The sequence below is a fragment of the Kitasatospora sp. NBC_01287 genome (assembly GCF_026340565.1).
Classification (GTDB): Bacteria; Actinomycetota; Actinomycetes; order Streptomycetales; family Streptomycetaceae; genus Kitasatospora.
Window position 1 is genome coordinate 5,949,320 of record NZ_JAPEPB010000001.1, and the last position, 22,382, is coordinate 5,971,701.

Consider the following 22,382-nt stretch of genomic DNA (forward strand, 5'->3'; position numbering starts at 1 on the left):
GGGTGGTGCGTGGCCCGAGTGGGCCATGACCAGAATTCTGGTGGCGGCCACGGCAACCCCACCAGTGGTTGCATCACCCCCCTACCGTGAGATATTCACGGGTCCCCCGCATCGTTCCTCACCCGCGGGTCATGACCCGCACACTGGGCAACCGACCTGCGGTGTTGCGATCCTGAGTGGTGTTCAGGCGCTGTGATCCGCCGTATCGGCCCGCTGCACCGGCCCGCAGGACCGGGGCCGCGGATCCCAGGGCTCCCGCGGACGGTTTGGGGGAGAGGCAATCCTGTGGAGATCAAGATTCTCGGCCCGTTGGAGGCCACGGAGTGCGGCGCGTCCATCGTGCCCACCGCCGGCAAGCCCCGCCAGGTCCTCGCGCTGCTGGCGCTCTGGTCCGGGCGGATCGTGCCGGCCAGCGTGCTGATGGACGAGCTGTGGGGTGCCGAGCCGCCGCGGAGCGCGCCGACCACCCTGCAGACGTACATCCTGCAGCTGCGCAGGCGGCTGGACATCGCGCTGAGCGATGATCCGACGCGCTGCGCCAAGGACATCCTGCGCACCCAGTACAACGGCTACGTGCTCGACATCCGCCCGGAGGAACTGGACGTCCAGGCCTACGAGCGGCTCGCCACGGCCGGCCAGCAGGCGCTGGACGCCCGGGACGACGAGGCGGCCTCCCGGCTGCTGGGAAACGCCCTGGCGCACTGGCGCGGACCGGTGCTGGTCGACGTCCAGCCCGGCGCGCGGCTGGCGATCGAGGTGATGCGACTGGAGGAGAGCCGGCTCGGGGTGCTGGAGCGGCGGATCGACGCCGACCTGCGGCTGGGCCGGCACCACAAGCTGCTGAGCGAGCTGGCGGTGCTCACCGTGCAGCACCCGTGGCACGAGAACCTGCACGCGCAGCACATGGTGGCGCTCTACCGCTCCGGTCGGCAGTGGCACGCGCTGGACGTCTTCAAGCGCCTGCGGGGCACGCTGGTGAACGAGTTCGGCCTGGAGCCCTCGCCGCGGCTGCAGCAGCTCCAGCGGGCGATCCTCTCCTCGGACCCGGCGCTGGAGACGCCGGTGCGCCAGGACCGCGGCCGCCCCGGCCGGATGGTCGTCTGACGCGTCGTCAGAACAGCCGGCACCGGCTCCCCTCCCCGGACCGCCCAGGTGGTCCGGGGCAGGCGGCCGTCCGGCGCGAGTGACGTTCCACCCCCGGCCCCACACCCCCCAGGCCCGACCCCGCGTCCCCAGCGCCGGGTGAGGAGAGGAGGCACCCATGCTGCGTACCGTCGGTTCCCCGCGCCGAACGTCCCAGCCCGTCCGTCTGCTGGTCTGGTCGGCCGGCTGCGAGGACGACGAGGAGGCGCTGCGGGTCAGCCTGCGCCGCTGGATCAAGGCGCGCGGTGAGACCGGCTTCGCCGGGGTGGCCGACGCCTGGGGGAGCGCCGTGCCGGGAGCGGCCCGCGGCGCCCTGGTGGCCGCCGACCCGCAGGAGGCGCTGGCCGCGCTGGACGCGCAGCGCCCCGGCGCGTTCCGCGGGCTGGCCGAGCTGCGGCGCCCGGTGGCCGTGCTGCTGCCCGGCCAGGGTGCCCAGCACCCGCGGATGGCGCTCGGCCTCTACGGCCACGAGCAGGTCTTCACCGCCGCGGTGGACGAGGTGTTCGCGCTGCTCGGCCCGGCCGGCGAGCAGGTGCGCGACGACTGGCTGGCGGAGAACCCGCGGCTGCCGATCGACCACGTCGAGCGGGCACTGCCGCTGATCTTCGCGCTCGACCTCGCCCTCGGCCGGCTGCTGACCAGCTGGGGCATCCGGCCCGCGCTGCTGCTCGGGCAGGGCATCGGCGAGCACGCGGCCGCCACCCTGGCGGGCGTGCTCAGCCTGCCGGCCGCCGTGGCGGTGATCGGCGCGCAGGCCGAGCGGCTGGCCCAGGCGCCGGCCGGCGGGATGGTGGCGGTGGCGGCCGGGGCGGACCAGGTGGCGCCGCACCTGCCGCCGGGCGTCGCGGTGGCGGCGGTCAACAGCGCCAACCAGACGGTGATCTCGGGCACCCGCCAGGGGCTGGCCCGGGCCGCCGAGGCGCTGCGCGCGGCCGAGTTGAGCTGCATGCCGGTGCGGGCCCAGGTCGCGTACCACAGTCCCGTGGTCGCGGCCGCCTGCGCCGAGGCGGCCCGGGCCTTCGAGCGGGTGTCGCTGCTGCCGCCCGCCATCCCGGTGCTCTCGGCCTCCACGGCGGCCCTGATGGCGCCGGGCGAGGCGGTGGACCCGGGCTTCTGGGCCCGGCAGCCGACCCGCCCGGTGCAGCTGCGGGCCACCTTCGACACGCTCTTCGCCGGCGGCGGCCACCTCTGCCTGGAGGCCGGCCCGGGGCAGGGCCTGTACAGCCTGATCCGCCGGCACCCGGCCTTCCTCAAGGGGCCCAGCCAGGCGGTGGCGATGCTCAGCGCCCGGCCGCGCAACGCGGCGCACGACCGGCGCAGCGTGCTGGAGGCGGCGGCCCGGCTGTGGACGGCCGGGCAGGACCTGGACCTGGAAGCCATCCACCGGCTCGGCTGACGAAGCCGTCCAGCGGCTCGGCCCACCGGCCGGCGCCCGTACCCGAGAGGAAGGTCGGCATGCCGTCATCGCAGGTGGGACTGGCCGAGCTGTCCCGGATCCTGGCCGCCTGCGGCGGCGAGGAGTCCTGTGCCGAGTTGAGCGAGGAACTGCTCGACGAGACCTTCTACGAACTGGGCCTGGACTCGCTCGCGGTGCTCCAGGCCGTCGGAGTGCTGGCCAGGACCTACGGGATCACGGTGCCCGAGGAGCTGGTGGTCGAGGCGGAGACCCCGCGGATGCTGCTGGAGATGATCAGCACGCTCTTCGGCTGGACCAGCCGCCCGGCCTGAGGCGCGGCCGCGGGTGCGCCGCGGCACGACGCCGGGCGCGGGCCCGTGCGACCCGGCGCGTCCCCGGTGACCTGCGCCGATGCCCGACCGATCCTCCAGGCAGACTGGAGCCGCTCTCCACATCGTGCGCCCAGACTGGCCGCACGCGCCGGTGCGACCGCTGTCCACCGCGGATGCTGTTCACCGCGGATGCTGTCCGGTGCGGACCGGTCGCGTCGAAGGGCGCGTCGCACGGACGAGTCGGACAACGAGGAGCTGGGGGTAGCCGTGACGGATCTGCTGGGACGGGCCGACACCGCGACCGAGGGCGCGCGGGCGGCCCGCGCCGCCCGCCGCACGGAACTGCGGGCGCGGCTGGCCGAGATCGAGGCGGGCTTCGGCGATCCCTGGGACCGCAACAACCCGGTCGGCTTCAGCGCGCTGCTGGCCGCCGACGACGAGGGCGAGCTCTGCGTCGAGGGGGTCAAGCGCTACGGCCTGCTGGGCCTGAACGCCGAGTTCGTGCCCGCCGAACTCGGCGGCCGGCTGGTCGGCCTGGACGGGCTCGGGCTGCTGATGCGCCCGATGTTCCGCCGTGACGTCACGCTCGCCATGGGCACCGCGCTGACCTCCTTCATGGGCTCGATGGTGGTCTGGCTGAACGGTGACGCCGACCAGCGCCGCCGCACCGCCGAGACCCTGCTGGACGGGGGCCTGGCCACCGTCGCGTTCCAGCAGCTGGCGCACGGCAACGACTTCGTCAACGACGAGTTCCGGGCCGTGCGCACCGCCGCCGGTGGCCTGGCGGTCGCCGGCCGCAAGGCGGCGGTCAACAACGCCGAGACCGCCGACCTGCTGATCGCCTTCGCCCGCAGCGCGGCCGACCCGGTGGGGCCTGCCGGTGCCGCCGGTGCTGGTGCTGGTGCTGGTGCTGGTGCGGACGCGGGCGCGGGCGCGGACGCAGGCACGCGGGACGGGCACGGTGGGCACGGCGGCGATGGTGATGGCGGCGATGGCGACGGCGAGGTGAGCGGTACCCACTCGCTGCTGCTGGTGCCGATGGCCGAGCTGGCCCCCGACCGGGTGCGCCGACTGGGCCGCCACCGCACCGACGCGGTGCGCGGACTGCGCATCTGCGGGCTGGAGTTCGCCGACGCCCCGCTGCCCGAGGGATCGCTGCTGGGGGAGTGGGGGCGCGGCGTCGAGCTGGGCCTGCGCGCCTTCCCGGTGATCCACGCGACCGTTCCGGCCATGTGCGTGGGCCTGGCCGACACCGCGCTGCGCACCGCCACCCGCTTCGCGGTCGACCAGCGGGCCTTCAGCCGCCCGGTCACCGAGGTGCCGATGGCCCGCAACGCGCTCGCCGGCACCTTCGTCGACCTGCTGATCTGCGACAGCCTCACGCTGACCGCGACCCGGGCGCTGCACCTGATCCCCGAGCAGTCCAACGTGCTCTCGGCGGTGGGCAAGTACCTGGTCCCCAAGCTGGCGGGCGAGGCGCTCTACCACCTCTCGGTCGTGATGGGCGACGCCTTCCACGCCCGCAGCGGCGACCACGCGATCTTCCAGAAGCACGTCCGCGACCTGGCGATGATCACCTTCGGGCACGTCAGCACCGCGATGTGCCAGGCCACCATCGCGCCCTGCCTGCCGGGCATCGCGGCCGCGCCGTGGAGCGCCGACCGCGCCGCGCCCGGCACCCTGTTCACCCCCTTCGGGCCGGTGCCGCCGATCGACTCCGACCGGCTGGCCAGTTTCGGCGGCCAGGACGGCCTGGCCGCCTACGCCGCCGGGGCCGCCCGCGGCATCGCCCGCAGCGCGCCCGCCGAGCTGGCCGACCTGCTGCGCGAGCAGACCGGCCTGCTGATCGCCGAGTTGGCCGAGATCCGCCAGTCAGCGCTCGAACTGCCCGAGGACGACCGCGAGTTCGCCTCCTCGGTGCGTTCCTTCCCGCTCACCGACCGGTACGCGCTGGCGATCGCGGCGATCTGCTGCCTCGGCGTCCACCTGAACGCCGACCCGGAGCACGAGGCGTTCAGCGCCCGCCCGCAGTGGCTGGTGCTGGCCCTGGACCGGCTGCTGCGCCGGCTCGGCCGCCGCACCCCGGCCCTGCCGCCCGCCATCGAGGTGGACCTGTGCGCCGAGGTGCTGCGGCGCAGCGCCGAGAACCGCTCGCTGGACCTCTACGATCTGCCGCTCGCATGAGCGCCGCCGCCGGCAGCGCACTGCCGCTGGGGCCGCTGCGGCCGCGCGCCGTGGCCGGGCCCGACGGGCCGTGGGACGAGCTGGAACGGGACATGGCGGTGCACGGCGTGGGCCTGGCCTACGGCTCGATCACCGCGTGGCTGGCCGCGCTGCCCGAGGAGGCGGAGCTGCGCACCCTGCTCGGCCTGGAGTGGGAGAAGTACCAGACCCGGCGCGGCCGCCGCTCGGCCGGCGGCTTCCTGGCCACCCGCGCGCTGCTCAAGCACCTGGCCGCCCGCGCGGTCGGCGTGCCGCCGCGCGACCTGGAGTTCGGCTACGCGCTCACCGGCCGGCTCTACGTGCGCGGCTGCGACCAGGTGGACCTCAACCTCAGCCACACCGGCGACCTGATGCTGGTGGGCCTGAGCACGCTGGGCCTGATCGGCGTGGACGTCGAGCTGATCGACCGCCGGCTCTACGGCAGCGGCGGCGAGGCGCAGATGTGCACCCCGGACGAGACCAGGCTGCTCGCGGCCACGCCCGAGGCCGGCCGCAACGAGCGCCTGGTGCGTCAATGGACGCTCAAGGAGGCTTATACCAAGGCACTTGGGCAGGGGATGTACTTTCCTTTCACGGAGTTCGGGTTCCAGGTGGACGAGGAGCCGCCCCGGCTGCGGCGTGCCGACGGCACGCCGGCCGACCGGGACGCCTGGTCCTTCCGCTCGCTGCGGGTGGGCGAGCGCCACCTGGCCGGGCTGGCCCTGCACGACGCGGGCCGCGGCCGGATCAGCGACACCCGCGCGGCCACCACGCTGGACACCCGGATGCTCGGCGCGATCCAGCGGGCGCTGCGGGTGGCGGGCAGCGCGCACTGACGCGCCGCCGCGCGGACCGCCGCGCCGCCCCGACCAGCTGACAGGCGTGAGAGGAGAGCCCGCATGGACCTTCGGATCGGCGTACTCGGCCCGCTGACCGTGACGGTGAACGGCACCTCGGTGGTGCCGACCGCGGCCAAGCCCCGGAACGTGTTGGCCCTGCTCGCGGTGCGGGCCGGTCAGGTGGTCCCGGTCCCGGTGATCCTGGAGGAGCTCTGGGACGGCCACCCGCCGACCAGCGCGCTCACCACCCTGCAGACCTACATCCTGCAACTGCGCAGGCTGCTGGAGACGGCGCTGGCCGGCGTCGCCGATCCGGACGGCGGCGCCAAGAGCCTGCTGCGCACCGCGTTCGGCGGCTACCAGCTGGCCGCGCCGCCGGAGGCCTGCGACGTGGCCGAGTTCGACCGGCTCGGGCAGATGGGCCTGCGGGCGCTGGAACTGGGCGACCCCGCCACCGCCCAGCGGCTGCTGCGCGAGGCCGACCGGGTCTGGCGCGGCGCCGCGCTGCTCGACGTGGAGTTCGGCCCCCGGCTGCAGGCCGAGGCGCGCTACCTGGAGGACCGCAGGATCACCCTGGTCGAACGCCGCACCGAAGCCGGCCTCGCCATCGGTAGACACAGCGAACTGCTGGGCGAGCTCGCCGCGTTGACCACCGAGTACCGCCTGAACGAGCGCTTCTGCGAGCAGTACATGAGGGTGCTCCACCGCTGCGGCCGTAGCGTGGACGCCCTCGGCGCCTTCCGCCGCATCCGTCGCGACCTGACCACCGAGCTGGGCACCGAGCCCGGCCCGCGCCTGCAGCACCTGGAGCGCGCCATCCTCGGCTCGGCGCCGGAGCGCGAGTTGGACTTCGGCCGGGCGCAGCTGGTGCCCTAGTGCCGGGTCAGGCAACCTTCGCCGCCTAGCGGGCGCGGTTCCGGTTGAACCCGGTGCGGGCCCAGAGGTAGCCGCCGAGGGCGATGACGATGCACCAGGCGATCGCGAGGATGCCGTTCTGGCCGATCGGGGTGCCGGTCAGCAGGCCGCGGATCGTTTCGATGACGGGGGTGAAGGGCTGGTACTCGGCGAACTGGCGGACGCCGGGCGGCATCGAGCCGGCGGGGGCGAAGGCGCTGCCGATGAACGGGAGGAAGATGATCGGCAGCGGGCTGTTGCTGGCCGCTTCGGGCGTTCCCGAGACCAGCCCGATCGCCACGGCGAGCCAGGTCAGGGCGAAGGCCAGCAGCAGGAGCAGCGCGGCCGCGGCGGCCCAGGCGGCGGGATGGGCGGTGGGCCGGAAGCCCAGGAGCAGGGCGGCCGCGATCACCGACGCCGTGCTCACCACGGTGGTGATCAGGCTGTTGATCACGTGTGCGGTCAGGATGGAGCCTCGGGCGATCGGCATGGTGCGGAACCGGTCGACGATGCCCTCGGTCATGTCCGCACAGACCGCCACCGCCGTGGCCATGCTGCCCGATGCCACCGCCGTGATGATGATGCCGGGCGCGATGTAGTCGATGTACCCACCCCCGTGGTGCCCGCCCGCCGCGGCGATCCCGGCGCCCAGCGTCTTGCCGAGGACTCCGACGAAGAGCAACAGCATGATCACCGGACCGAAGACGGACCCGGTCGTCATGGCGGGATAGCGCACTGTGTGACGCAGGTTGCGCCGCAGCATCGTGGCCGTGTCGGTCAGGGCGTAGGTCCTGGTGCTCATGCGGAGATCTCCTTGTCGGTGGCGGGGTTGCTGCGGTTGCCGGTCAGGGCGAGGAAGACGTCGTCCAGGTCCGGGGTGTGCACGGAGAGCTCCTCGACGCTGACGGCCTCGGCCTTGAGCCGGTCGAGGAGGGACTGCAGGGACGCGACCCCGCCGTCGCTCGGGATCTGCAGGGTCAGCGCGTCGTCGTCGCGTGAGGTCACTTCCAGGATCCGGGCAGCCGCCTCCAGGTGCGGCGCGTCGGCGAACCGCAGCCGGATGTGGCCGCCGGGGATCAGGCGCTTGAGTTCGGCCGCGGTCCCTTCGGCCACCAGCTCGCCCTGGTCCAGCACGGCGATCCGGTCGGCGAGCTGGTCGGCCTCCTCCAGGTACTGCGTGGTCAGGAAGATCGTGACCCCGCCGGCGACCAGACCGCGGATGATCTCCCACAGGTCGCGGCGGCTGCGCGGATCCAGGCCCGTGGTCGGCTCGTCGAGAAAGATCAGGCGCGGGTCGGCGATCAGGGTCATCGCCAGGTCGAGCCGGCGACGCATGCCGCCGGAGTAGGTCGAGATGGGCTTCTTCGCGGCCTCGACCAGGTCGAACCGCTCCAGCAGGGCGTCGGCGCGGCGCCGGCCCTCGGATCGTCCCAGGTGGTGCAGGTCCGCCATCAGGATCAGGTTCTCCCGGCCGGTCAGCAGGCCGTCGACGGCCGAGAACTGGCCGGTGACCCCGATCGAGGCCCGCACGCCGCCGGGATCGCGGGCCAGATCGTGGCCGACCACCTGCGCCTGGCCGCCGTCGGCCTCGATCAGCGTCGAGAGGATCTGCACCGTGGTGGTCTTGCCGGCCCCGTTCGGACCGAGCAGGGCGAAGACCGTGCCCGCGGTGACGGTCAGATCGATGCCGTTCAGAACGAGCTGGTCGCCGTAGGACTTGCGCAGGCCGGTCGCGGTGATCGCGGTGGGCCGGGCGAAGGCGGCTTCGGTAGCCTGTCGATACGTTGTCGTCGTGTTCATGGGTAGAGCGTTCGACCCTGACGCAGGGTCAAGGTCAAGCGGTCTGTTCCACAGGTTTGCGGGGGATCACTGTTGTTGACGATCGGCCAGGTCGCGGCCTATCTGGGCGTGACGGTGCGGGCCATCCGCCACTACCACCAGAGGGGGCTGCTGCCCGAGCCGGCGCGCGATGTCTCGGGGTACCGGCGCTACGGAGCCGACGCGATCGTCACGCTGGTGCGGATCAGGACCCTGTCGGACGCGGGTGTCCCACTGGCGCGGATCGAGGAGCTGATGGGAGCCTCGCCCGCACAGTTCTCGTCCTCGGTCGCGGCGATCGACGACGATCTGAAGGAGCAGATCAGGGACTTGAAGAGGCGCCGCAGCCGGATCGCCGAACTGTCCGCCGGCGACCGGCTGTTCCTGCCGGAGGAGGTCGTGGTCCTGCTGGACCGCATCCAGCAGATCGGACTCAGCCCGGAGGCGGTGCGGACCGAGCGCGACTCGTGGATCCTGCTGGTGGCGCAGTATCCCGACCAGGTGCCGGGGTGGGCGCTGCAGAAGCGGGCGATGTTCGAGGACCCCGCCTTCCAGCGGCTGTACCTGACCGCGGACCAGGCCGCCGGCTGGGACCGGAACGACCCGCGCCTGGAGGCACTCGCCGACGAGGTGAACGGCTTCGGCGGACTCCAGGCGCCGGGCTCGGACGGAGCCGAGCCGATCCTGGCTCTCGACGCCCTGGTCGCCGTCACGCTGATGGCGGCGCAGACCGGCAAGCCGGTGCCCGCCTGGGAGCGGTTGATCGAACTGTGTCAGAGCCGCGCAACGGCCACCTGACCCCGGCGGTGTGCCTGGTCACCCGCGGCGCAGCGCGTTCGTCACGAGCTACGAGACCACCCGGCGGATCGCGTCCGTCCCCGCCGCCGATCAGCTCAGGCAGCGGATGGTGCCCGTGTGCAGCTGGCCGGCCCGGACGTCGCCGGTGGTCGGGAAGGACCAGTAGGCCTGCGCGGTGCCCGACTTGAGGTTCTGGGTCAGGCTGACGGTGAGGCCGCTGTGCTCGTTCCAGTTGCTGAAGTAGACGTTCTTGGCGGCCTGGCCGATCGAGACCGGCACGGTGTTGACCACCCCGGCCGCACCGCCCGAGTTGCCGGGGGCGACCACCGTGCCGGTGAGCTGGGTGCCGTCGGCGGCGTAGTCGAACCTCATGTCCAGGCCGTTGTCGAAGGTGATCTCCAGCGACTTGCCGACCAGCCCGGCGCAGCCGTGGCCGGGGTGGGCCGCGGGGCGGTCCGAGGCCTGGGCGGTGGCGGCGGTGGTCACGGCGAGGGCGCCGGCGGTCAGTGCGGCCGCGGCCACGAGAAGCTGAACCCGCTTGAGGGCCATGAGCGTTACTCCCTGGAATGATGGTCGTGCGGTCGGGAGCGAAGGCTGGCAGGCGGCGCTGGAGGCTGGCTGGAAGCCGTGCGGGTGGCCGAAAGTCTGGTCGGAGGTCAGGTCGATCATCGCGCGTCGCGGCGGTCGGCGGCAGGGCCCGGTCGGCGGACGCTTCGTGGGTCAAGCATCCTTCGAGCGGGCGGTGCCAACGTGGCACTTTATCCGCGCTTGGTGAAGGGTAGTCATGGCCATGGCGTTCGGTCCGGTGCAGGAGCTGGAGGCACTGGTCGGCGAACCGTACCTGGCGCCCGGTCGGCACGGCCCCTGGCACCGGGTCAGGGAGTCGATGGCGCACCGGGGCGTCGCCGTGGTCTACGGCAGGCGGGACGACTGGCTGCCGGCCGACCTGGACGCCCCGGAGCTGCGCCCGCTGCTCGGCCGCGACTGGATCCGCCAGCGCACCCTGGGCCACCCCGAGGCCAGGGCCCGCTTCGTCGCTTCCCGGCTGCTGCTCAAGACCACCGCCGCCGCGGTCTTCGACTGCCCGCCGCACCTGCTGGACGTGGCCTACCGGTTGGGCGGCCGCCCGTACCTGCGCGGCTGCGAGCAGCTGGACATCAGCCTCAGCCACACCGAGCGGCTGATGCTGGTGGGCCTGAGCCGGCGCGGGGTGATCGGGGTCGACGCGGAGGTGGCGACCCGGCGGATGTACGGCACCGGTGTCGAGCTCTACGCCTGCACGGCCGAGGAGCGGGCGGCGCTGGAGTCGCTGCCCGCCGAGCTCCGCAACGACGCGCTGGTGCGGCTGTGGACGCTCAAGGAGGCCTACAGCAAGGCGATCGGCGCGGGCCTGCGGCTGCGCTTCACCCGCTTCGGCTTCGCCCTGGACGGTCCGCCGGGCACCCTGCCCCGGCCGCCGGGAGCAGCCGGAGCAGCCGGAGCCGCCGACGCGGCCGGACCGCCGGGCCCGCCCGGTGGCGCCCCGCCGGGCCACCAGCCCGCGGGCGGCGCGCACTGGAGCTTCGGCAGCGGCCTGGTGGACGGCCGCTACCTGGCCAGCGTGGCCCTCGGCGATCTCGGCGAGGGCCGCACCGGGCTGCCCACGGGCGTTGAACTCGCCTCCGCTCCACTGCCCTTCGAGGCCGTCGCCGGAGCATGACCGGCGGGCCGCACCCCCCAGCGGCGGGTGCCCGTAGCCGGCCCGGGTCTGGAGGGCGTCGTGCGGCACCAGGACATCTACCTCGCGGGGCACGGCAGCAGCCTGCCCGCTCCCGTCGAGGTGGCGGCGGCGGTCGAGCAGGGCCTGCTGGACGCCCGCACCGCGCGCCAGACCGGCGCGCTCGCCGTCACCGTCTCGGAGGGCACCGCGGGCCCCGAGTTCGCCGCGGCGGCCGCCCGGTTGGCGCTGGCCGACGCGCTGGCGGCCCACCGGCCGGTCAAGGTCGACCTGCTGCTGCACGCCAGCGTCTACTACCAGGGCCACGACCTCTGGGCGCCCGCCTCCTACCTGCAGCGCGAGGTGCTGGACGGGCCCTGCCCGGCGATCGAGGTCCGCCAGCTCTCCAACGGCGGGATGGCCGCGCTCCAGCTCGCCGCGGGCTACCTGGCCGGCTCACCCGAGCTGGACGGCGCGCTGCTCACCGCCGGCGACCGGTTCTGCCCGCCCGGCTTCGACCGCTGGTCCGGCGACCCCGGCACGCTCTACGCCGACGGCGGCGCGGCCCTGCTGCTCTCCCGGCGCGGCGGGTTCGCCCGGCTGCGCAGTGTGGCCACCGTCTCCGACCCGGAGCTGGAGGGCATGCACCGCGGCGACGACCCGTTCGGCGCGGCCCCCTTCGAACGCCGCCCGGTGATCGACCTGGAGCGGGCCAAGCAGGACTACTTCGCCCGGGCGAGCACCTCCTTCTGCGTCAGCCGGGTATCGGCCGGGCAGCGCACCGCGCTGAAGACCGCGCTGGCCGAGGCGGAGCTCGAACTCGGCGAGATCGACTGGTTCGTGCTGCCCCACCTGGGCCGCCGCCGACTGGAGGCGACCTTCTTCCAGCCGTTCGGCATCGACCCGGCCCGCTCCACCTGGGAGTGGAGCCGCGGCATCGGCCACCTGGGCGCGGCCGACCAGTTCGCGGGCCTGGACCAGCTGCGGCGCAGCGGGGCGCTGCGGCCCGGCCAGCGCTGCCTGCTGGCGGGGATCGGCGCCGGGTTCAGCTGGACCTGCGCGGTGGTCGAACTGCTCGACGCCGACGGCGCCCGCTGAACCTGCCCGGAACGCCGGAACGCCGGAACGCCGGAGTGCCGGAAGGCCGGGCCGGGCCGATTTCGAGCCCGGCTCCAGCAGGCGTGCGAATACTGACGGGACTTCAGGGACTTGGCACGGGGAGAGGAAGCACAGTGCGGCACCGAGTGAGAGCAGGGCGGCCATGACCCGCCGCGTGGTCGTCACCGGGCTGGGCGTGGTCGCGCCCGGCCGCCCGGGGGTCGAGGCCTACTGGGAGATGCTCACGGCCGGCCGTCCCGCCGGGCGCACCATCACCCTCTTCGACGCCACCGGCTACCGCTCCCAGGTGGCCGCCGAGAGCGACTTCGACCCGGCCATCGCCGGGCTCTCGGTCCAGGAGAGCACGCGGCTCGACCGGGCGGCCCAGTTCGCCGTGGTCAGCGCCCGCGAGGCACTGGCCGACAGCGGCCTGGCGACCGGCGCGCTCGACCCGGGCCGGATCGGCACCACGATCGGCACCGCCGTCGGCTGCACCACCAGCCTGGAGCGCGAGTACGTCGTGGTCAGCGAGCGCGGGCGCCGCTGGACCGTCGACCACGAGTCGGCCGTCCCCGAGCTCTACCGGCACTTCGTGCCCAGCTCGATCGCCGCCGACGTGGCCCGGGTGGCCGGCGCCGAGGGCCCGGCCGCCGTGGTCTCCACCGGCTGCACCTCGGGCCTGGACGCGCTGGGCCACGCCGTCGAGCTGATCCGCGAGGGCACGGCGGACGTGATGGTCGCGGGCGCCACCGAGGCGCCGATCACCCCGATCACCGCCGCCTGCTTCGACGCGATCCACGCCACCACCCCGCGCAACGACGACCCGAGCGGCGCCTCCCGCCCCTTCGACCGCACCCGCAACGGCCTGGTGCTGGGCGAGGGCGCGGCCGTGCTGATCCTGGAGGAGCTCGGCAGCGCACGCCGCCGCGGCGCCCGGATCTACGCCGAGATCGCCGGCTACGCCTCCCGCTGCAACGCCTACCACATGACCGGACTCAAGCCGGACGGACGCGAGTTGGCCGCCGCGATCGGCGCCGCACTGGACGAGGCCAGGCTCGCGCCGAGCGCCGTCGACTACGTCAACGCACACGGCTCCAGCACCCGGATGAACGACCGGCACGAGACCGCGGCCTTCAAACTGAGCCTGGGTCAGCACGCCTACGAGACCCCGGTCAGCTCGATCAAGTCGATGATCGGCCACTCGCTGGGCGCGGTCGGCGCGTTGGAGGTCGCCGCCTGCGCGCTCGCGCTGGAGCACGGGGTGCTGCCGCCCACCGCCAACCTGCACGAGCCGGACCCCGACTGCGATCTCGACTACATCCCGCTGCACGCCCGCGAGCAGCGCACCGACGTGGCGCTCAGCGTGGGCAGCGGCTTCGGCGGCTTCCAGAGCGCGATGGTGCTGGCCAGGCCGGAGGTGCGGCGATGAGTGCGGTGATCACCGGTCTCGGCGTGCTCGCCCCCAACGGCCTCGGCGCCGAGGCGTACTGGGCCGCCACCCTGGCCGGCACCAGCGGCCTGCGCCCGCTCACCCGCTTCGAGGCGAGCGGCTACCCGGCCTCGGTGGCCGGTGAGGTCCCCGACTTCACCGCCGCCGAGCACCTGCCCAGCCGACTGCTGCCGCAGACCGACCACATGACCAGGCTGGCCCTGGTCGCCGCCGACCAGGCGCTGCGCGACGCGGGCGTGTCGGCCGCAGACCTCCCCGAGTACGGCACCGGCGTGGTCACGGCCGCCTCGGGCGGCGGAGTGGAGTTCGGGCAGCGGGAGTTGCAGGCGCTCTGGGAGCACGGGCGCGACCACGTCAGCGCCTACCAGTCGTTCGCCTGGTTCTACGCCGTCAACACCGGCCAGATCTCGATCCGCAACCGCACCAAGGGCCCCAGCGGCGTGCTGGTCACCGAGCAGGCGGGCGGCCTGGACGCGCTCGGCCAGGCCCGCCGGCAGATCCGCAAGGGAACCCCGCTGATGCTCTCCGGCGGCGTCGACGGCGCGCTCTGCCCCTGGGGCTGGGTCGCCCAACTCGCCACCGGCCGGGTCAGCGAGGCGAACGAGTACCTGCCCTTCGCGGCCGCGGCGAGCGGCTACCTGCCCGGTGAGGGCGGCGCGATCCTGGTTCTGGAGGACGCCGGTGCCGCCCGCGCGCGGGGCGCCGCCCGTCCGTACGGCGAACTCGCCGGCTACGCCGCCACCATGGATCCCGCGCCGGACACCGGCCGGCCCCCCGGCCTGGGCCGGGCGGCCGCGCTCGCGCTGACCGACGCCGGGCTCGCCCCGGCCGCCATCGACGTGGTCTTCGCCGACGCGGCCGGCGTGCCCGAGCTCGACCGGGCCGAAGCCGCCGCGCTGGCCGAGCTCTTCGGCCCGCACGGGGTGCCCGTCACGGCGCCCAAGAGCCTGACCGGCCGGCTGGCCGGCGGCGCGGCCCTGGACGTGGCCACCGCCCTGCTCGCGCTGCGCGACGGCGTCATCCCGCCCAGCGGCCCGGTCCGCGAGCCCGCCGCCGAGCTGCGGCTCGACCTGGTCTGCGGGGCGGCCCGGCCGGCCCCGCTGCGCACCGCCCTGGTCCTCGCGCGCGGCTACGGCGGCTTCAACGCCGCCGTGGTGGTGCGTGCCGCTCCCTGACCCGACACCCCCCCCCGGAAAGCCCCAACTCTGAAAGGACGTGGCACATGCCCCTCCTTGAACTGTCCGACCTCACCCGGCTGCTGCGCGAGTGCGCGGGCGAGGACGAGGCGGTCGACCTGGACGGCGACGTCCTGGACACCTCGTTCTACGAGCTCGGCTACGACTCGCTGGCGATCCTCCAGGTGACCGGCCGCATCCAGCGCGACTACGGCATCGAGCTGCCCGAGGAGGCGATCGGCGCCGAGACCCCCCGCGAGTTCCTCACCGCCGTCCACCAGGTCCAGGCCCCGCACCAGCTCGCCGAGGTCCGCCCGATCGCGGCCGCCTGACCCCGGGCCGCCGATCCCGCACCACCACCCCCCGGCCGCCGCCCACCTCTTGGGCGCGCGGCCGGGGTTTTCGCCGCGCCCGCCGGTCGCCGATGGAGCGTCAGGCCGCCCGCCACGCCGAATTGTCCGCCCGACGCCCGGTTCCTCCGCCTTCTCCCCGCCCCTTCTCATATCGTCCAACGCCATCCCGCAGCCCGTTCGTTCCCGTACCGGGTGTGAGTTTCCCCCCGCTCGGCACACCTTCTCCCGGCGCTCGCGGCACCCCCATACTCCGAGGTCTCCCCTTCCCGTTCCCGCAGAAATGGGTGACCCCTGTCCGTGGACACCACATCCAGCACGCCGGTACCCCCGCTCGCCGCTGCCGCTGCCGCTGCCGCTGCCGCTGCCGCCGCCGCCCCCGCCCCCGCTCCGTCCTGGCTCGTCGCGCGCGGCCTGCTGCTCGAACCCGGACCGCGGCGCACGCTGGCGACCGCGAGCTTCGTGAACCAGGTGGGCAGCGGCGTCTTCATGATCAGCGCCGCGCTCTTCTTCACCCGCTCGGTCGGGCTGCCGCTGCCGCGGGTCGGGCTGGGGATGGGGATCGGCGCGCTGGTCGGGCTGCTCTCCGGGATCCCGGTCGGGCGGCTGGCGGACCGGCGCGGGCCGCGCGAGGTCTATCTGCTCACCCTGCTCGCGCAGGCCCTGGCGATGGCCGCGCTGGTGCTGGTGCACACCTTCTGGCTCTTCGTCGTCGTGGTCTGCCTGACCGAGCTGGCCGGCTCCGCCAGCCAGGCGGCCAGGGCGCCGCTGACCCGGGGGCTGGCCGGGCGGCGGCCCGCCGCCTTCCGGGCCTACATGCGCGCGCTGGTGAACCTGGCCGGCAGCCTGAGCGCGGTGCTGGCCGCGCTGGTCGTCCAGGTCGACACCCGCACCGCCTACGACTGCCTGGTGCTCGGCAACGCCCTCAGCTTCGTCGCCACCGCCGTCATCGCGCGCCGGCTGCCGTCGGTGCCGCCGGTGCCCGCGCCGCCGGGCAGTGAGCGGACGAGCGCGGCCAGGGACTACCCGTTCCTGGTCTTCTCGGTGCTCAGCGCCATCACCTCGCTCCAGGGCGACGTGCTGATCTTCGCGCTGCCGCTGTGGATCGTCGAGCACACGCACGCGCCGCGCTGGTTCGCCGGGGCGAGCGCGCTGGTCAACACGCTGATGGTGGTGGGCCTGCAGGTCCGGGTGGCCCGGGGGATCGACACCAACGCCACCGGCGCGCGCGCCTGGCGCCGCTCGGGGTGGGCGTTCCTGGTCGGGATGACGCTGATCGGGCTCACCGCCGGGCTGCCGGGTCCGCTCGCGGTGCTGCTGATCACGGTCGGCGGCGCGGTCCACACGGTCGGCGAGATCCTCCAGTCCGCCGGGGCGGTCCAGCTGCGCTACGCCCTGGCGCCGGCCCACGCGCAGGGCCAGTACACCGGCATCGCCAAGATCGGCAACGGGCTGGCGGACGTTGCCGCGCCCTCCCTCCTGGGCCTGCTCTGCGTCAGTTGGGGCGCCCCGGGCTGGATCCTGCTGGGCGGCGTCTTCGTCGCGGCGGGACTGGCCGTGCCGCTCGTGGTCCGCTGGGCCGAGCGGGTGCACCCGGATCGAGCTGCCCTCTAGCCGGTGCCGAGCCCGCGCTGTGAAGCTCACGGCGGAATACGCCTGTGGCGGTACGCGTCTGGGAGGAGCGGCAGCTGATGACCGAGCAGCGGCGAAGGACGGCCCTGGTCACCGGGGGCACGAGCGGGATCGGGCTGGCGACGGCCGAGCTGCTGGCCGAGCAGGGGCACGCGGTGTTCCTCTGCGGCCGGGACGCCGGGGTCGTCGAGACGGTGGTCGACAAGCTGCGCGGACGCGGCCTGGAGGTCGCCGGCACTCGCGCGGACGTCCGCTCGGCCGCCGACGTGCGGACGCTGGTCGAGCGGGCGGTGGCCGCCCACGGCCCCGTCGACGTGCTGGTCAACAACGCGGGCCGGGGCGGTGGCGGCCGGACCGAGGAGATCCCCGACGAGCTCTGGGACGACGTCATCGAGACCAACCTGACCAGCGTCTTCCGGGTCACCCGCGAGGTGCTGACCACCGGCCGGATGCGCGAGGGCGCGGCGTCGCGGGCTGCGGCGGGGGCGGCGGGGGCATCGCGGGGCGCCGGCGGGCGGATCATCAGCATCGCCTCCACCGGCGGCAAGCAGGGCGTGCTGCTCGCCGCGCCCTACTCGGCCTCCAAGCACGGGGTGATCGGCTTCACCAAGGCACTCGGCCTGGAACTGGCGACGAGCGGGATCACGGTGAACGCGGTCTGCCCCGGGTACGTGGAGACGCCGATGGCCGAGCGGGTCCGGCTGGGCTACGCCGACCACTGGGGTGTCACCGAGGAGGAGGTGCTGGCCCGGTTCGAGGCGAAGATCCCGCTGGGCCGCTACACCACCGCGCAGGAGGTGGCCGCGATGGTCGGCTACCTGGCCGGCGGGCACGCCGCCGCGATCACCGCGCAGGCGCTCAACGTCTGCGGAGGGCTGGGCAGTTACTGACGGCGGCAGAGGCGCCCAGGCCGTTCACGCCGGCGCATCGGCGCATCGGTCCACCAGCGCATCGGTCCACCAGCGCATCGGTCCACCAGCGCATCGGCCCATCGTTTCAGCAGGAGGAGTACCGCCGTGGCACTGGCCACCACCCACGTCACCCGGCACCGGATCACCGTCGCGGCGCCGCCCGAGGCGGTCTTCGCGCTGATCGCCGACGCGGCCGGCTGGCCGCAGGTCTTCGGACCCACCGTGCACGCCGAGATCGAGCAGGGCGCGGCCGGGGGTGAACAGCTGTTGCGGATCTGGGCGTTCGCCAACGGCGAGGTGCGCAACTGGACCTCCCGGCGCTCGCTCGACCCGGTCGGCCGCCGGATCACCTTCCGCCAGCTGGTCTCCTCCCCGCCGGTCGCCGCGATGGGCGGCGAGTGGCAGGTCGCCGCGGTCGAGGGCGGCAGTGAGGTGGTGCTGCTGCACGACTTCGCGGCCCTCGACGACGACCCGGCGGCGGTGCGCTGGATCGAGCAGGCCATCGACCGCAACAGCGCCGCCGAGCTGAGCGCCCTCGCGGCGGCCGCCGAGGCCGGGGCTGACGGGGTCGGGGTCGACGGGGCTGAGGCCGAAGGCGCTGAGGCCGAAGGCGCTGAGGCCCACGGGGCCCTGCGCTTCACCTTCAGCGACTCGGTCCGGATCGACGGCGCGGCCACCGACGTCTTCGACTTCCTCAACCGGGCCGACCAGTGGCCGGCCCGGCTGCCGCACGTGGCCCGGCTCGACCTGAGCGAGCGCGACGGCGTGCAGTACCTGGAGATGGACACCCGCGCGCCGGACGGCAGCGTGCACACCACCACGTCGGTGCGGGTGCCGTTCGCCGAGCGCGGCACCATCGTCTACAAGCAGGTCAAGGTCTCACCGGTGATGGCCGCGCACACCGGCCGCTGGGTGATCGAGCCCGATCCGGACGGCGGCCCCGGCCTGCTCGCCACCTCCTGGCACACCGTCACCCTCGATCCGGCAGGTGTCGCCGAGCTGCTCGGCCCGGACGCCACCACCGCGCAGGCCCGCGCCCGGGTCCGCCACGCGCTGGGCACCAACAGCGCCACCACGCTGCGCCACGCCAAGGAGTTCGCCGAGCAGCGCCGCTGACGATCAGTCAACTCATCACAACAGGAGGGCCCCGATGCTCACCGTACCGCCCGGCACGGCCGATGTGCTGCTCGCCGACTCCGCCCGCCGCCACCCGGACCGTGCGGCGCTGCACACCCCGGCCGGGTCGCTGAGCTTCGCCGAGTTGGAGGGCCGGGTCGACGCGTGGGCGGGGCGGTTCGCGAGCGGCCTGGGCCGCCGCGGAGTGCGGATCGCGGTCTCCTCCGTGCTGCACCAGGACTTCCCGGTCGGCTACTACGCGGTGCTGCGCAGCGGCAACACGGTGGTGCCGCTCAACCCGCTGCTGCCCGACCCGGCGCTGCGCCACCTGCTGGCCGCCGCCAGGGTCGCCGTCGCCCTGGTCGGCCCCGGGCTGGCGGACCGGATCGACCGGTTGCGCGCCGAACTGCCCTTGCTGGAGCAGGTCCTGGTGATCGGGGAAGGGGCGGGAGGGGCCGAGCCGGCGATCCGTCGGATCATGGCCGCCGCCTCGACCGTGCCCGACCCCGCCGACCTGGCCGCCGTCACCTTCACCAGCGGCACCACCGGCCCCGCCAAGGCGGTCGCGCTGGGCCACCGCGCGATCAAGGCCTGCGCCGCCCAGTTCGCCCTGGCGCACCGGGTGGACGCCGACTCGACGCTCCTCGCCCACCTGCCGATCTTCTCCCCGCTGCACCTCAACGCGGCGGTCGGCGCCGGTGCCGCGCAGATCCTGGCCCCCGGCCCACTGCCCGGCAGCGCCGCCGAGGCCGTCGAGCCGGCCGACCGCCACGGTGCGACCCACTACTACGCGCTGCCGGTGACACTGGCCCGCTTCGCCGCCGACCCGGGCCTCGGCGCGGTCAAGTTCCGTACCGTGCGCCAGATCGCGGCCGGCAACGCGACGCTGCCCGCGCCCGTGGTGCGCGCCCTCACCGAGCAGTTCGGCGTCCCGGTCTTCCAGGGCTACGGGCTCACCGAGGCGGCCTACCTGCTGCACTCCGACGGCCCCCGCGCCCCGCGCCCCGGCTCGGCCGGCCCGGTGCTCGCCGGCACCCGCTCCCAGGTGGTCGACCTGGTCACCCGGCAGCCGCTGCCGCCCGGCAACCCCGGGGAACTGCTCGTGCAGGGGCCGCAGTTGATGCTCGGCTACCTGGACCGGCCGGACCTGGCACCGTTCGACGCCGACGGCTGGTTCGCCACCGGCGACGTGGTGCGGCTGGACGAGGACGGCTACCTGTTCGTGCTGGACCGGGTGGCCGACGTCTTCCACCGGGCGGGCGAGCTGGTCTGCCCCTCGGAGCTGGAACGCGCCCTGCTGGCTCATCCGGCGGTGCGCGACGCCGCGGTGGTCGACGGGCCGGGCGCCGAGGGACCGGCTGGGGAGGGATCGGCTGCGGAGGGATCGGACGCGTGCCGGGTGCCGATGGCCTTCGTCGTCCCGCAGGAGAGCGGCGCGGACGGCCCCGACGCGGCACTGGCCGAGGTGCTCGCCGAGGTCAACGCGGGCCTGCCACCGGCCCAGCGGATCGCCCACGCCGAGCCGCTCGCGGCGATCCCGCGCCGGCCGACCAACGGCAAGGTCGACCGGGCCGCGCTGCGCGCCGAGATGCGGGCCCGCACCGACCACCTCCACGAGCAACTGCTGCAGTTCTACGCCCGCCAGGCGCAGGCGGTGGACGACGGCGACCTGGACGGCTACGGCGCGACCTTCCACCCCGAGGCCGAGTTCGGCGCGACCGGCGCCCCGCAGCCACTGCGCGGCCGGGCCGCGATCGTCGAGCACAGCCGGGCCAGGCGGGCCGAACGCGCGGCCACCGGCCAGGTCAACCGGCATCTGATCAGCGGTCTGACCGTGCGGCGCCATCCGGACGGGCGGCTGACCACCGAGGCGCACACGCTGATCATCGCCACCGTGCCGGGCGAGCGCCCGCGCACCCTGGCGGGCGCCCTGCTGAGCGACGAGCTGGTCTGGCAGGGCGCCCAGGCCGCCCAGGCCGCTCAGGGCACCGGGGGCGCCCAGAGCGGCGGTTGGCAGGTGGCCCGCCGCCGGATCACGCCCGAGTCGGCCTGATCAGCGGGCCGGCCCCCGTCCGGCCCCGCCGGTCCTCGCCGCCGAGGCGCTACGCCTCGCCGTCGTCCAGGTGCGCCACCGCGCGGGTCCAGCCGGCCCCGGCCCGGGCGATCTTGACCGGGAAGCAGCTCACCGTGAACCCGTGCGGCCGGGGCAGCGCCGCCAGCCCGGCCAGCCGCTCGATCTGGCAGTACTCCCGCTCCCGCCCGGCGAAGTGGGCCGGCCAGAGCACCGAGCGGTCCCCGGTGGCGCGGTAGCGGGCGATGATGTCGCCGAAGGGCGCGTCCAGGCTGAAGGCGTCGGTGCCGATCACCCGGATCCCGAGGTCGAGCAGGAACGCGGTGGCCGAGCCGTCCAGGCCGGTGAACTCGGTGAAGTAGCGCTGGGTGCCGCCCCAGGCGTCGGCGCCGGTGTGCAGCAGCGCGATGTCCAGCGGCCGCGGTGCGTAGTCGATCCGCGCCAGCGCCGTCCGCAGGTCCCCGGCGTCGGCCACACCGCGCCCCCGCTCGCGCAGCTCCCGCAGGTCCAGGACGAAGCCGGGGCGGTGGAACCAGTCCAGCGGCAGCTGGTCGATGGTCCGGCCCTCGGTGCCGTCCGGCCGGGTGCCGTAGTGCGCGGGGGCGTCGACGTGCGTCCCGGTGTGGGTGGTCAGCGAGATCAGGTCGTTGGTCAGGAACTCGCCGCCCGGCAGCTCCTCGGGGGAGAAGTCGATGCCGAAGGCGGCGCGCATCCCGTCCGTCATGTGCTTGGCGCCCTCGGCCGCCGACAGGGTGGTGTGGGTGACGGTGTCGGGTTCCCAGAGATTGGCATCCACCGTGGCGGACAGGTCGATCAGCGGCATGGGGTCCCTCCCGGGGCAGAGTGTCGGCTCGCGCAGCATCGCCGGTCGCCCTCGTACGGCACTCGAACAGATTGGCTCCAGCGCGTCTCCAGTGCCTCGGTCCACCCTGCACCGCATGCAGGCTGAGCACGTGTATTCGCGGATCCTGGACTTCTACGCCCGCCAGATGCGGACCATCGACGGCGGCGACGCCGCCGGCTGGGCGGCCACCTTCACCGAGGACGGCGTCTTCGCCTCCAACGGCCTGCCCGAGCCGGTGCGCGGCCGGGCGGCCATCGAGGCGGGCACCGCGGTGAACGTCGCGGCGCGCGAGGCGCAGGGGGTGACCCATCGCCACGTGCTCAGCGCGCTCGCGGTGGAACCCAGGGGCACCGACGAGGTCTTCGCCCGCTCCTACGTGCTGGTGCTGGAGAACCGGGCGGGCCACCCGCCGCGGCCCTTCGTCAGCACGGTGCTGGAGGACGTCCTGGTCCACGCGGCCACCGGCTCCGGCGCCGACTGGCAGGTGCGCAGCCGCACCGTGCTGCGCGACGACCGTCCGTCCATCGGTACTTCGGGAACGGGTGAGGAATGACCGCCATGATCAGCACCGACGTGATCAGCACCGACGTGACCGGCACCGCCGGAGCGAGCACCGC

General features: G+C 74.4%; 21 protein-coding genes. 17 read left to right on the forward strand and 4 right to left on the reverse strand.

Translation table 11 applies throughout. The annotated features are described in order from the left end of the window. Positions 1–285 precede the first annotated feature (285 nt). The 6 genes from OG455_RS25770 to OG455_RS25795 all read left to right on the forward strand — a co-directional run bounded on the left by OG455_RS25770 (position 286) and on the right by OG455_RS25795 (position 6,788). Complete coding sequence (locus OG455_RS25770; protein WP_266297561.1) at positions 286–1,104, forward strand: AfsR/SARP family transcriptional regulator; 819 nt, start codon at positions 286–288, stop codon at positions 1,102–1,104. A gap of 157 nt (positions 1,105–1,261) precedes the next feature. Continuing rightward, complete coding sequence (locus OG455_RS25775; protein ID WP_266297563.1) at positions 1,262–2,539, forward strand: acyltransferase domain-containing protein; 1,278 nt, start codon at positions 1,262–1,264, stop codon at positions 2,537–2,539. 59 nt (positions 2,540–2,598) lie between these two features. Then, on the forward strand, positions 2,599–2,871 hold the full coding sequence (locus OG455_RS25780; RefSeq protein WP_266297565.1) for an acyl carrier protein: 273 nt from the start codon (positions 2,599–2,601) through the stop codon (positions 2,869–2,871). Positions 2,872–3,138: 267 nt separating this feature from the next. After that, positions 3,139–5,055 (forward strand): acyl-CoA dehydrogenase family protein, encoded by a 1,917-nt coding sequence (locus OG455_RS25785; protein ID WP_266297567.1) that lies wholly within the window; start codon positions 3,139–3,141, stop codon positions 5,053–5,055. Further along, complete coding sequence (locus OG455_RS25790; protein WP_266297569.1) at positions 5,052–5,909, forward strand: 4'-phosphopantetheinyl transferase superfamily protein; 858 nt, start codon at positions 5,052–5,054, stop codon at positions 5,907–5,909. Before OG455_RS25785 ends, OG455_RS25790 begins: the two co-directional genes overlap by 4 nt. Positions 5,910–5,972: 63 nt before the next feature. Further along, positions 5,973–6,788: an AfsR/SARP family transcriptional regulator gene (locus tag OG455_RS25795; RefSeq protein ID WP_266297571.1), complete on the forward strand. Its 816-nt coding sequence runs from the start codon at positions 5,973–5,975 to the stop codon at positions 6,786–6,788. Positions 6,789–6,813: 25 nt separating this feature from the next. Here the strand turns inward: OG455_RS25795 and OG455_RS25800 are convergent, their stop codons facing one another. Together OG455_RS25800 and OG455_RS25805 are read right to left on the reverse strand one after the other, a co-directional pair. Next, positions 6,814–7,608 carry an ABC transporter permease gene (locus OG455_RS25800; protein ID WP_266297573.1) on the reverse strand — a complete coding sequence of 265 codons (795 nt, stop codon included), beginning with the start codon at positions 7,606–7,608 and terminating at the stop codon, positions 6,814–6,816. Next, positions 7,605–8,606: an ATP-binding cassette domain-containing protein gene (locus OG455_RS25805; RefSeq protein ID WP_266297575.1), complete on the reverse strand. Its 1,002-nt coding sequence runs from the start codon at positions 8,604–8,606 to the stop codon at positions 7,605–7,607. The genes OG455_RS25800 and OG455_RS25805 overlap by 4 nt, the downstream gene beginning before the upstream one ends. A gap of 75 nt (positions 8,607–8,681) precedes the next feature. Here OG455_RS25805 and OG455_RS25810 point away from each other — a divergent pair, with 75 nt between their 5' ends. Further along, positions 8,682–9,422, forward strand: a complete 741-nt coding sequence (locus OG455_RS25810) for a MerR family transcriptional regulator (RefSeq protein ID WP_266297577.1) — start codon at positions 8,682–8,684, stop codon at positions 9,420–9,422. Between the two features lie 90 nt (positions 9,423–9,512). Here OG455_RS25810 and OG455_RS25815 read toward each other — a convergent pair whose 3' ends face one another. Beyond that, positions 9,513–9,971: a hypothetical protein gene (locus tag OG455_RS25815; RefSeq protein ID WP_266297579.1), complete on the reverse strand. Its 459-nt coding sequence runs from the start codon at positions 9,969–9,971 to the stop codon at positions 9,513–9,515. Between the two features lie 235 nt (positions 9,972–10,206). Here OG455_RS25815 and OG455_RS25820 point away from each other — a divergent pair, with 235 nt between their 5' ends. The 9 genes from OG455_RS25820 to OG455_RS25860 all read left to right on the forward strand — a co-directional run bounded on the left by OG455_RS25820 (position 10,207) and on the right by OG455_RS25860 (position 20,903). Further along, positions 10,207–11,121, forward strand: a complete 915-nt coding sequence (locus OG455_RS25820; RefSeq protein ID WP_266297581.1) for a 4'-phosphopantetheinyl transferase superfamily protein — start codon at positions 10,207–10,209, stop codon at positions 11,119–11,121. 60 nt (positions 11,122–11,181) lie between these two features. Further along, positions 11,182–12,216 carry a ketoacyl-ACP synthase III family protein gene (locus tag OG455_RS25825; protein ID WP_266297583.1) on the forward strand — a complete coding sequence of 345 codons (1,035 nt, stop codon included), beginning with the start codon at positions 11,182–11,184 and terminating at the stop codon, positions 12,214–12,216. A 163-nt stretch (positions 12,217–12,379) separates the two neighbouring features. Further along, complete coding sequence (locus OG455_RS25830) at positions 12,380–13,645, forward strand: beta-ketoacyl synthase (protein ID WP_266297585.1); 1,266 nt, start codon at positions 12,380–12,382, stop codon at positions 13,643–13,645. Then, positions 13,642–14,841, forward strand: a complete 1,200-nt coding sequence (locus OG455_RS25835; protein ID WP_266297587.1) for a ketosynthase chain-length factor — start codon at positions 13,642–13,644, stop codon at positions 14,839–14,841. Before OG455_RS25830 ends, OG455_RS25835 begins: the two co-directional genes overlap by 4 nt. Before the next feature lie 47 nt (positions 14,842–14,888). Beyond that, positions 14,889–15,173 carry an acyl carrier protein gene (locus OG455_RS25840; protein ID WP_266297589.1) on the forward strand — a complete coding sequence of 95 codons (285 nt, stop codon included), beginning with the start codon at positions 14,889–14,891 and terminating at the stop codon, positions 15,171–15,173. 318 nt (positions 15,174–15,491) lie between these two features. Beyond that, positions 15,492–16,805 (forward strand): MFS transporter, encoded by a 1,314-nt coding sequence (locus OG455_RS25845; RefSeq protein WP_266297591.1) that lies wholly within the window; start codon positions 15,492–15,494, stop codon positions 16,803–16,805. Between the two features lie 77 nt (positions 16,806–16,882). Further along, complete coding sequence (locus OG455_RS25850; protein ID WP_266297593.1) at positions 16,883–17,713, forward strand: SDR family NAD(P)-dependent oxidoreductase; 831 nt, start codon at positions 16,883–16,885, stop codon at positions 17,711–17,713. Between the two features lie 126 nt (positions 17,714–17,839). Next, positions 17,840–18,850 (forward strand): aromatase/cyclase, encoded by a 1,011-nt coding sequence (locus tag OG455_RS25855; RefSeq protein WP_266297595.1) that lies wholly within the window; start codon positions 17,840–17,842, stop codon positions 18,848–18,850. Positions 18,851–18,884: 34 nt separating this feature from the next. Beyond that, a complete protein-coding gene (locus OG455_RS25860) occupies positions 18,885–20,903 on the forward strand; it encodes an AMP-binding protein (protein WP_266297597.1) in 2,019 nt (672 codons plus the stop codon). A 49-nt stretch (positions 20,904–20,952) separates the two neighbouring features. On the opposite strand, the gene OG455_RS25865 is transcribed toward OG455_RS25860, so the two are convergent. Beyond that, positions 20,953–21,744: a cyclase family protein gene (locus tag OG455_RS25865; RefSeq protein WP_266297599.1), complete on the reverse strand. Its 792-nt coding sequence runs from the start codon at positions 21,742–21,744 to the stop codon at positions 20,953–20,955. A gap of 115 nt (positions 21,745–21,859) precedes the next feature. Here OG455_RS25865 and OG455_RS25870 point away from each other — a divergent pair, with 115 nt between their 5' ends. Then, on the forward strand, positions 21,860–22,318 hold the full coding sequence (locus OG455_RS25870; protein ID WP_266297601.1) for a nuclear transport factor 2 family protein: 459 nt from the start codon (positions 21,860–21,862) through the stop codon (positions 22,316–22,318). Positions 22,319–22,382: the final 64 nt, after the last annotated feature.